Genomic DNA, 10793 nt, shown 5'->3' on the forward strand with positions numbered 1-10793 from the left:
GGTTCGTGGAATATCAGCACGGAAAACAGCGCCACCATGGCAACCGCGCCGCAGGTAAGCAAGGGATGCGCAATTTGCAAGGGCAGACGCGCCAAGGCCGCCGCATAAAGCAGGAAGGCGGCGCCATACAGGCCCAGGCCGAGCCAGAACGGCCAGTTGCGCAGCGCCTCGAGTGGCTCTGCCAATGAAGGAAAGCGCCGCGGCGGCATCATCGCCAGCTTGACCAGCACGCTGGCCGAGGCGTTGCTGAGAATGCCCAGTAACAGGATCAGCCACTTCATACGGGGCGGTAGTGGCGAGTAGCGCATTGCAGCGCCCGTTCAACGGATTGCAAGGCCGTTTCGCCCTTGCCTGCCAGCATTTCGACGGTCAGCACGTGATTCGGCAGATAGTGACGCAAGGCTGCGCCGATCTGGACATGGTCGAGCGCGCCATCGCCAAATGGCAGCAAGTCCGGCTCGCTCAGGTGCACATGACCGACCAGATCGGCATGGCGCGCCAGCAGGCTGTCGATGCATTCGCCATTGACTGCAATCGTGCCGATATCGAGCTGCATGCGGATGCCGGGATGATCGATCAGCCCCACTAGTTGCGCCGCTTCCTCGGTGCCGGTGATGAAATTGGCCCCATAGCGCTGCGGATTGGCCTCGATACATAGCACCACGCCATGGCTGTGTGCGATATCACCCAATTCGCGGAAGAAAGGCTGTGCCACGTCGACCGCCTCGGCGGCGCTGAGCGCGCCGCGGTCACGATTTTTTGGCGAGCCGAATACCAGGCGAGTAGCGCCTAGCCCAGCGGCAACCCGGCATACCGCAGCCAGATGCGCCAGCATGGCGTGTTGCACCTCGGGTGGACCAAACAGGTTCAGCCCCGATGTGCCGAACAACAACGATTGCATGCCGACGATGGCAATGCCCTGCTCTGCCCAATGGTTGCGCACACTGGTGATCTGCGCCGCGCTAGCCTGTGCCGGATCGGGGAAGTACTTGCTTGGCGCCACATCGATGGCGTCGATGCCATGGCTAGCCAACATGCTGGCAACTGCCGCATCGTCCGCCACATCCCAGGCGATATTGGAAATCGACAGTCTCATGCCGCCAGCTCCGTCAAAGGTTCCGACTGGACATAGGCGCGAATTGCCAGCATGGTTTCGCGCCGGCTGTAGATATAGGGCCCGGAGGCCGCAAAGATGCCGGCATGACGGCTTCGCATATCGTAGCGCGCTGGCTCTGCAGCGAGCGTCTGCTCGAACTGGCGGCCAAAACACTGGCGAGCGATATCGGCAACGCTGACTGGTTCAGCGGCAAGATGCAGCAAGCGCAGCTTTGCCGCCAAGGCGGTCTCGATGTCCGCCGACAAATTCACCATCGGGTAAAACTGGAATACCGAGCGGCTTTCAATGCTGTGCAGATTATTGTTATTGAGGAAGTCGAAAATAATATTTTTGCGCAATCCCGGTCCAACTAGGCCAGGCAAGCGAATGATCAAGGCATTGTCAAACGCATTTTCGACAAATTGCTCCAGCCGGCGCCGGTGCAAACCATAGGGATGCAGGCCCGTTTCCACGACTGGCGTATGCTCATCCACGGCAAGTGCTTGTCCGAATACGTCCACGGTACTGATCAGCACGAATTGGCGACAACGCACCGTGCGCAAATGGCCGATCAAGCGCTCGATATTGGCCCAATCAGCAGCTGGCTCACGATTGGCCAGCCATTTTTGCGCTGGCGCCGCCGCGCAAACCAGCAGATCGAATTCGCGTCCGGCAATATCGGCAATATTGTCGGAACGAAACAGTGCATCGAAATGACGCTGTTTGCGTAGCGTGCTGCCGACAAAACCACTAAAACCAATCAGTGCATCCTGCATGGAACTCCTTGTGGCGTATGCAACGCCTCTGCATCGAGCTTTTCGATGACATCGTAAATATTGTCGATTTTTCCACCGAGTATGGAATAACAGCCCGGCAGCTGGGCATGTCGCTCGAACAGAATCGGCCTACCATCGTCGTTCTCGCTTTTGCCGAGAATGGTCTTTACCTCGAACAGTGAATCGCAATATCGGGCACCAGCCATGGCCGGCATATAGCGGGCCACATCGCGTATCATCCGATCGAACCGGCTGGCTTTTTCATAAGTCGCCAATTTTTCATAGGGATCAAGCACGGCACTATCATCCCAACTTATATGCGGGGTGTAACGTACATGGGAGAGGCTATGCAGGCCACGGGCCGGAAAAGGCATGGCCGAAAAGAACGGCCCATCCATGACGGTAATGCCGAGGCCGTCCAGCTGCGGCGGCATGGCTACCAGGGCCATCTCGGTGATTTCCTGCTTGAGCTGATGTTTGGTGCCGGGGTAGTCGCCGCCTAGCTGGTTCATGCCGCTATAGCTGCAATTGAACACATGATGGCAATCGACCGCCATCGCCGCTTCACCTTCAGTTTGAACAACAAGCTGCAAGCCGCCTCGGTCGGTGCGACGGATGTGCAATGCACGCGTTTGCAAAGCCAGCTGTACGCCGGAAGTCTGCAATTCCCGCTCGGCCCAGCCTGCCAGCACCGTGCTGTCAAAAGCATATTCCTCTACCCGGTATACATTTTCGACCAGCTTTGGATTGAACAGGCGATAAAGATCATTCGCCGGCTGGAAAGATGCACCAATGTCGACGCAAAAGCGCTCGAACTGGCGTGAAGTCACCTTGGAATTCAGCCTGGCAATGGCATATAGCTTGGTAAAGTCCTGGCGTATCGCCAATGGCCAATCCTGCACGAATTTGGGCAGATTGACCCGGCTGCGATAGGCGGTGGTAAAACTACGCGGATAATGGTAGCCATTATGCACTCGCGCCTGATTGTGATACGAGGCACGCTGCAGCAGCGCGCGCTCTCGCTCCACCAATAAAACCCGGCGAAATCCACGTTGCTTCGCCAGATAAATCGCGATCACCGAGCCATAAAACCCGCCACCGATGATCACCGCATCAAATGCCATGGCGGCTAGCCTCGCTGAAACGCGTCGTAGCAGCGGATTCGGCTTCCTCAATATTCAGGCGCTCGCGCCGTGTCATACGGATACTGGTGAATTCCTGGGCGATATGGTATTGCGGGCGACCACCAGCCAGATTGGCGGTATGCAGGATATATTCGCTCAACACCAGCAATACCAATGAAATCAGAAAAAACATGCCAGACTGCTGCAAAGACAGGCTCACCCAACCCGGCGCCACCTGGGTTTTCAATGCAGCCACCGCCAACACATATACCGAATACAGCAGATTCGCTGCTGCGCCAAACATGGACAGGCCGGTGACCAGGCGCATCGGCGCGCTGGTGGTGGACACCAGCAAACGCAAGCCGCGCTCGGCACTCTCACCGAAACTGCGATCGCGTCGAGTGGGTGGCTGGTAGTCGTACTCAACCTGATCGCGGGCAAAGCCAGCGGTCGCTGGTAGATGCCGATAGCTGACCGCCGGCTGCGGGTGCTGCAGGATATAGTTGACCACGCGCCGGCTTAGCAGCCGGTATTGCGGCATCTCTCTCGGAAGCCGAATGCCATTGGCCATTTTGTAGAGCAAATTGAAAAGAATATGTGCGGCCCGGTAAATCACGCCAATTGGCGGACTACGCCGATTTACTCCAAACACCACATCGGCGCCGGCGGCCATTTTCGCCAGCATAGCCGGCAGCGCCGCAATATCGTCGGCCAGCGGGTCGATAATGGCCACGACATCGCCCAAGGCATGCTCCAGGCCAACGGCATAGGCGGTATCGATATCGACTTGAGTAGTCAGCGCATACACCTGCAGATTGGCAAGGCCAGATGCGCCGGTCATCGTTTTGAGAATACTGACGGTATGGTCTTCTGAAGCATTGTCGATCACGATCAGCTCATAGTCGCTGACCGATGCGGCAATCGCACCGACCGCGCCCTGTAACAAGGCTTCGATCTGGTCGGCACGATTTCTGACGACATACACCAACGAAAGGAATACGGGTACAGCAGGCATGGATATATTCCGCAATGACACAAATCAGCCGCGGGGCCTACCCGCAAGGGCAGCCGCGATCGGACGACATTCAACAGGATGTAAATGACAAAATGAAATTGCCGCAATATGCGCTCACGGCAAGTACGCACTGTAATGGAGTGAGATTCATCGCGCTGTGAAATTAATCACACTGGCGTCGAATTCCGGCACGTGCCGGTACACTCCGGGATGCGCAATCGCTGCTCTGAACGAAGAGCGGGCAAGCAGCCATTTGGCGAGATTGCGGCATATGGCCGGCAGGGTGCCAGCACGGGCAAAACAAGCCCATACACCGGGCTGTGCCATGCCGATGGGCCAGCTAGCCACCCAGTGCCTGCATGCGCCGCTGCATTTCTTCGGGCGACACATCTTCAATATGGGTTGCGACATGCCAATGCTGGCCGAACGGGTCTTCGATGCTGGCGGTGCGATCGCCATAGAACTGGTCGGCCACCGCGCGGCGCAAAATGGCACCCGCTGCTACGGCAGTGGCGACAAAGCCATCGACATCGGCCACATACAGCAGCAAGGCGCTGCTGCGCCCGCCCAGTGTTCTCGGGCTGAGTGCACCAAGCTCGGGCGCTTCATCCGACAACATGATGATGGAGTCGCCAATCTTGATTTCAGCATGGCGAATGGCGCCATCTGCGTCTTGCATCTGCATCAACACGATGGCAGAAAACGCGCGCTGGTAGAACGCCAAAGCCTCACGAGCGCGATCGACAGTCAGATACGGCGTCACGCTGTGATAACCATCCGGTATCGGTTTGACAGACATCGCTCGCTCCTTGCCTGGAATCGCAGACAGATTCAATGAATGCCGGCTACCGGCAGCACAGCCAGCAGCGGCGCATGCTTGGCCAGTGTAGTGCAAATCCCTCAGCAGCCATGTTCAATTACCGCATCGTATTGTCCAATATATTCACCAGTGCTAGCGTCTGGCAACCCTTAGCCAGGAGCAGCGCATGGCACTGTTCAGCCACATCCAGCAAGCCCATATCGACTCTTACTATGTCGCCAGCACGGCGTCGATTCCGGACTGGCCGGCGCTCAAGGGGAACACCGAGGCCGATGTCTGCGTTATCGGCGGCGGGCTGGCCGGTATCAGCACTGCGCTGAATCTGGCTGAGCGCGGCATGAGCGTGGTGCTGCTGGAAGGCTCGAAACTGGGGCATGCCGCATCAGGCCGCAATGGCGGCCAGGTAATCAACGGCTATGCCTGCGATATCGACACCTTGCGTCAAGCGCTCGGCGACGACGCCGCCAAGGCCGCTTGGGATATGTCGCTGGAGGCGATCGACATCATCGACGAGCGGGTACGCCGTCATGTCATTGATTGCGACTGGCAGCGCGGTCATGTTGTCGCGGCGGTCAAAGCGAAAAAATTCGACGAGCTGGCAAGCTGGAAGGAAGAAGCCGAATCGCGCTATGGCTATCACCATTATCAGCTATGGGATCAGGCAACCCTGCGTCAGCATCTCGCCAGTCCGCGCTATGCTGGCGGCTTGTACGACAGCCAGGGCGGCCATATCCATCCACTGAAATATGCGCTTGGCTTGGCGCAAGCGGCCCAATCCGCTGGCGTGCGCATCTTCGAGAACAGCCCGGTCGATCGAATCGACCAAGGTAGCAAGCCAGCAGCCCACACGGCAGCGGGCAGTGTGCGTTGCAAGCAGCTGGTGCTGGCGGCCAATGTATTCGTCGGCAAACTGGCGCCCCAGCTGGAAAGCCGCATCATGCCGGTCGGCACCTATTGCATCACCACCGAGCCGCTGGGGGTCGAGCGGGCGCGCAGCCTGATAGACAGCAATTTTGCCGTTGCCGACAACCAGTTCGTGCTCGACTACTACCGGCTGACCGCCGACCACCGCCTGCTGTTCGGCGGCAAGGTCAGCTATTCCGGCCTGCCGCCACCGAATCTGAAGCAAGCAATGCGCGCCGATATGTTGCGGGTGTTTCCACAGCTGGACGATGTGAAGATCGACCACGGCTGGGGCGGTTTTGTCGATATCACCATGAACCGCGCGCCGCACTGGGGCCGGCTTGCGCCGAATATTTATTTCGCCCAGGGATTTTCAGGCCATGGCGTCGCGGTGACGGGCCTGGCCGGCAAGCTGATTGCCGAGGCCATTGCCGGCGAGAGTGAGCGTTTCGAGCTATTTGGCAAGATCAACCACCGCCCTTTTCCGGGCGGGCGGCTGTTGCGCATGCCCAGCCTGGTGCTGGGCATGGCCTGGTACCGGATGCTGGACTACCTGTAGCGGCAGTCCGGCAGCAGCGGCTTAGATCAGGTTCTGCTCGGCAACCCCGATATTCAGGTCGAGCACCCGACTGCCGCTGTCGCCATCCTTGGAGAGCGGGCTGACGCGGCGGTTTTCCATTTCGTCGAGATAAGCATCGTCGACATCGCCGGTGATGTACTCGCCCGAGAAGCAGGAAGTCTCGAATGCGGTGATGCGCCCATCGCTGGCATCGCTGACCGCAGCCACCAGTGCATCCAGATCCTGATAGAACACGGCATCGGCCGAAATTTCAGCAGCGATCTGCGCATCGTTGCGGCCGGTGGCGATCAATTCCTTGCGGGTCGGCATATCGATGCCATACACATGCGGGAAACGCACCGGTGGCGCTGCAGAAGCGAAATACACCTTATTGGCGCCGGCTTCGCGCGCCATCATGACGATTTCCTTCGAGGTGGTACCACGCACGATGGAGTCGTCCACCAGCAGTACATTGCGTCCCTTGAATTCCACCGCGATGGCATTGAGCTTTTGGCGCACCGACTTCTTGCGGGTGGCTTGCCCGGGCATGATGAAGGTGCGGCCGATATAGCGGTTCTTCTGAAAACCCTCTCGATAGGGCAAACCGAGGTGATTGGCCAGCTGCAGGGCGCTGGCGCGGCTGGTATCGGGAATCGGGATCACCACATCGATATCCATTTCCGGCAATTCGCGGCGGATCTTCTCGGCCAGGTTGTCACCCATATTCAGGCGCGCCTGGTACACCGAGATGCCATCCATCACCGAATCGGGCCGGGCAAAATACACATGCTCGAAAATGCAGGGCACGAGACTCGGTTTATCGGCGCATTGGCGGCTATGCATCTGGCCGTCCATGGTGATGAATACCGCTTCGCCCGGCGCGATATCGCGGATCAGCTTGAAGCCCAGGGTATCGAGGGCAACCGACTCGGAGGCCACCAGCAATTCCTTGCCTTGCGCCGAATCATGCTCACCGATCACCAGCGGGCGAATGCCCTGTGGATCGCGGAATGCCACCAGACCATAACCGGCAATGATCGCCACCACCGAATAGGCACCGCGCACGCGCCGGTACACGGCAGCGATGGCGTCGAAGATCGTCTCGGGCTTCAGAGCAAAGCCGATGGCGCGTTTTTGCAGCTCATAGGCAAATACATTGAGCAGCACTTCCGAGTCGGAATTGGTATTGATATGCCGCAGGTCATTGCGGTACATCGCCTCTTTCAATTCCTTGTAATTGGTGAGGTTGCCGTTGTGCACCAGCACGATGCCAAACGGGCTGTTCACATAGAAAGGCTGCGCTTCGGCCAGGCTCGATGCCGAGCCGGCAGTCGGGTAGCGCACATGGCCGATACCCATATTGCCCATCAGGGAGCGCATATTGCGGGTACGGAACACATCGGCCACAAGGCCTGCCCCCTTGTGCATATGCATGGTGCCATTGGCCTCCGCCGTCACGATGCCGGCGGCATCCTGACCACGGTGCTGCAAGACCAAAAGGCCGTCATAGAGCAGTTGGTTGACGGGCGTTGTCGCCACTACGCCGAGTATGCCGCACATGATGCTGTCCTTACTGTAGAAACCAGGCCGAGCCAAGTCGGCAATCGACCGCCGAGCCAGCTGCGGCTCGGCGGCACCTTATTCAAAATGCAATTTGCCTGCCAGAGCCTCCGGCAACCAGGGCTTGATGCTGACCGCAGCCGCTTCCAGCGGCGGGCTGAACATGGCATTTCGCCACAATGGCTGCTTGGGCAGGCCGGTGAGGCCACCGACAATCACCAGGGCCAGCACGATCACCAGGCCGCGCGCCATGCCGAACAGTGCACCCAGCAGACGATCGAGCGGCCCGAGACCGGTGGCGCGGATAAACTGCGCCAGCGTCACCCGGATGATGGCCGACAGAAACCACACGCCCAGCAAGATGCTGACAAAGCCGGCAATCAGGCGCAGCTCCACGGTCGGGATGCCCGCCGGCATCAAGGCGCCGGCGTGCGCTGCATAGCGCTGTGCCAGCCAGAATCCCGCCACCCAGGCCGCCAGCGACAGCAATTCGGACACACCGCCGCGCAACACGGCCAGCAAGACCGACAGGCCAAGTATCACCAGGGTCGCGTAGTCAAATACGGTCATTTTCCAACGATAGTGCTGTTCACGCCGCCAGATTGCAGCTTGGAGTGGGCTTTCTCGGCCGCATCGCGACTGGCATAGGGGCCAGCACGCAAGCGGGTCAGCGAGCCCTTATCGGTTTTTACCGGCTCGGCCTGCACCGACACCCCTGCCGCCTGCGCTTTTTCCTGCAAGGACTGCGCCTTGCCGGCATCGGCAAATGCACCGATCTGCAGGTAGAAATGACTGCTGGCTTCGTGAGCCGGTGTCGGCTTTGCGGCATAGGACGCTTCGTCTTCCACCCCGGCCAGTATCTTGGCCGGGTTTTTTCTGGCCACTTCCGGCTTTTTAGCCGGCTCGGGCTTGGCCGGTTTTTCCACTGCCGGCTCGGGCGCCGCATGCGCTTCCACCGGTTTGGACACCGTCACTTTTGGCTCCGGCGCTTTGGCTTCGGCAGGTTTGGCAGTGGGCGGCACAGCCACGGCTTGCGTCTCGTGTGCCGCTGCAGGCTGGCTGGCTGTGTCTGGCTTGCTTGGTTTGACCGGCGGCGGCGCGACCGGGCTGGGCGCAAGCAAAGGATCAACCGGCTTGGCCGGCGCCGCCGTAATCGGCAGGCTGGGCGCCTTGCCATCGGGTTTGACTGTCGTAGTCAGGGCCGGATCGGAACTGACAATGGCCACCGACTGATTGGCAAGGCTGGGGGGCGGATGGTTGTCCATTACCGTCCACAGCACGATCAGCGCCACCAGCATAAGCGCAACGGCGCCGATCAGACGCCGGCGCGCACGTTTTTTCAGGGCTGTCAGTTCTTCGCTGATAGGGGCGTCGGCCATGGGAGAGGGTCAGCGGGGCTTGAGCGCAAGCACATCAGCCACCGTGTAGAACGATCCAAAGGCGGCGATTCTATCATTTTCCCCCGCCGCTGACCGCGCCGCTTGATATGCCGATGCAATATCCGGGTAAACCACTACCCTGCCGCCAGCTGCCGCGATTCGTTCGGCCAGCGCTTCACCGGTCGCCGCACGCGGCGTGGCAAGGGTCGCCACATGCCAGATGTCGATCTTGGATTTGAGGCACTGAATCACCCCGTCGATATTCTTGTCGGCCATGCAGCCGAACACCGCATGGGTTGCGGCAAAGTAGCCCTGATTATCGAGGTTATGCGCCAAGGCCGTTGCTGCATGCGGGTTATGGGCGACATCCAGCACGATGGATGGCCGACCCGGCAGTACCTGGTAGCGGCCCGCCAGCTCCACCTCCAACAGGCCGCGCTTGAGATCGCCAATGCCCACCGGTAGGCGCGCGTGCAGCGCATCGATGATTGCCACTACCAGGCTGGCATTGCCAAGCTGGTAGGCGCCTCGCAGCGCCGGAAATGGCAAACCGGGCTTTTGCCCATGCCGGCCGCGCCAGCGCCACTGCGTTGTTTCATTGACAAAGCTGAAGTCGCGGCCGATCAGCTGCAAGTCGGCGCCAATCGCTCCTGCATGCGCCACCAGGCTGGCTGGCGGATTCGGGTCGGCACAGAACGCCGGCCGCCCGGCGCGGAAAATGCCGGCCTTTTCGAAACCGATCGCCTCGCGCGTATCCCCCAGATAGGCCTGGTGATCGAGATCGACGCTGACCACGGCCGCCACATCGGGCTCGAAGGCGTTGACCGCATCAAGGCGGCCGCCCAGACCCACCTCCAGCACCGCCACATCCACCTTGGCGTCGATGAATTGGCGCATGGCAGCGAGGGTGCCGAATTCAAAATAGCTCAGCGTCACCTCGCCGCGTGCTGCTTCCACCGCGCGCAGCGCCGCCACGATATCGGCATCGCTGGCCGGTAGCAGATCGATCGCCACCCGCTCGTTGTAGCGGTTCAGATGCGGGCTGGTGTAAGTACCCACCTTGAAGCCGGCGGCACGATAGGCGGCGGACAGCATGGCGCAGGTCGAGCCCTTGCCATTGGTGCCACCGACAATCACCACCGGAAATTGGGGTTGCAACTGCATCGCATCGCGCACCTTGGCGACGCGTTCCAGACCCATATCGATCACGCTGGGGTGCAGCTGTTCCAGATGTGCCAGCCAGGCCGGCAGCTCGCTTGCATCAAATTGCATCGTGCCATTCCATAAAAACGAGACGGGCGCTTGCGGCGCCCGAAAAACCGGTTTGCGTCGCAAACCTTACCGCCAGGGCTAGGCCCCCAGTCGGTCTGCGACGCATGAGTGAAGCCAATGCGGCAATGGCGCCTCAGGCTGCCAGCGTCTGCTTCATCAGCAGACCGATCAGGGCATGCAGCTTTTGCCGCATTTCGCGTCGATCGACAATCATGTCGATGGCGCCTTTTTCCAGCAGGAATTCGGCGCGCTGAAAGCCTTCCGGCAAGGTTTCGCGCACGGTCTGCTC

General features: G+C 59.8%; 11 protein-coding genes and 1 pseudogene. 1 reads left to right on the plus strand and 11 read right to left on the minus strand.

All coding sequences use genetic code 11. The features are described 5' to 3' along the window. The 6 genes from ACE3OH_RS13515 to ACE3OH_RS13540 form a co-directional block, all read right to left on the minus strand. Positions 1-281, minus strand: a 281-nt coding sequence (locus ACE3OH_RS13515) for a hypothetical protein (protein WP_374353636.1), incomplete at its 3' end; no start/stop codon positions are given. Beyond that, entirely contained in the window at positions 278-1096 is an 819-nt protein-coding gene (locus ACE3OH_RS13520; RefSeq protein WP_374353639.1) for a sugar phosphate isomerase/epimerase family protein, read from the minus strand. The genes ACE3OH_RS13515 and ACE3OH_RS13520, both read right to left, overlap by 4 nt. Next, positions 1093-1872: an NAD-dependent epimerase/dehydratase family protein gene (locus tag ACE3OH_RS13525; RefSeq protein WP_374353642.1), complete on the minus strand. Its 780-nt coding sequence runs from the start codon at positions 1870-1872 to the stop codon at positions 1093-1095. Before ACE3OH_RS13525 ends, ACE3OH_RS13520 begins: the two co-directional genes overlap by 4 nt. Then, positions 1857-2996: an FAD-dependent oxidoreductase gene (locus ACE3OH_RS13530; protein ID WP_374353645.1), complete on the minus strand. Its 1140-nt coding sequence runs from the start codon at positions 2994-2996 to the stop codon at positions 1857-1859. Before ACE3OH_RS13530 ends, ACE3OH_RS13525 begins: the two co-directional genes overlap by 16 nt. Beyond that, positions 2986-4011 (minus strand): glycosyltransferase, encoded by a 1026-nt coding sequence (locus ACE3OH_RS13535; protein ID WP_374353648.1) that lies wholly within the window; start codon positions 4009-4011, stop codon positions 2986-2988. The genes ACE3OH_RS13530 and ACE3OH_RS13535 overlap by 11 nt, the downstream gene beginning before the upstream one ends. A gap of 340 nt (positions 4012-4351) precedes the next feature. After that, on the minus strand, positions 4352-4810 hold the full coding sequence (locus tag ACE3OH_RS13540; protein WP_374353651.1) for a VOC family protein: 459 nt from the start codon (positions 4808-4810) through the stop codon (positions 4352-4354). A 187-nt stretch (positions 4811-4997) separates the two neighbouring features. Here ACE3OH_RS13540 and ACE3OH_RS13545 point away from each other — a divergent pair, with 187 nt between their 5' ends. Next, entirely contained in the window at positions 4998-6293 is a 1296-nt protein-coding gene (locus ACE3OH_RS13545; RefSeq protein ID WP_374353654.1) for an NAD(P)/FAD-dependent oxidoreductase, read from the plus strand. Positions 6294-6314: 21 nt separating this feature from the next. On the opposite strand, the gene purF is transcribed toward ACE3OH_RS13545, so the two are convergent. From purF to ACE3OH_RS13570, 5 genes and pseudogenes are all read right to left on the minus strand, one after another. Then, entirely contained in the window at positions 6315-7853 is a 1539-nt protein-coding gene (gene purF / locus ACE3OH_RS13550) for an amidophosphoribosyltransferase (protein WP_374353658.1), read from the minus strand. Positions 7854-7931: 78 nt separating this feature from the next. Then, on the minus strand, positions 7932-8423 hold the full coding sequence (locus tag ACE3OH_RS13555) for a CvpA family protein (RefSeq protein WP_374353661.1): 492 nt from the start codon (positions 8421-8423) through the stop codon (positions 7932-7934). Beyond that, positions 8420-9232: an SPOR domain-containing protein gene (locus ACE3OH_RS13560; RefSeq protein WP_374353667.1), complete on the minus strand. Its 813-nt coding sequence runs from the start codon at positions 9230-9232 to the stop codon at positions 8420-8422. Before ACE3OH_RS13560 ends, ACE3OH_RS13555 begins: the two co-directional genes overlap by 4 nt. 9 nt (positions 9233-9241) lie before the next feature. Then, positions 9242-10504 carry a bifunctional tetrahydrofolate synthase/dihydrofolate synthase gene (gene folC / locus ACE3OH_RS13565; protein ID WP_374353670.1) on the minus strand — a complete coding sequence of 421 codons (1263 nt, stop codon included), beginning with the start codon at positions 10502-10504 and terminating at the stop codon, positions 9242-9244. A 133-nt stretch (positions 10505-10637) separates the two neighbouring features. Continuing rightward, positions 10638-10793, minus strand: a pseudogene (locus tag ACE3OH_RS13570) (acetyl-CoA carboxylase carboxyl transferase subunit beta); the annotation flags it as partial.

Source organism: Chitinimonas sp. (assembly GCF_041904975.1).
GTDB lineage: Bacteria > Pseudomonadota > Gammaproteobacteria > Burkholderiales > Chitinimonadaceae > Chitinimonas.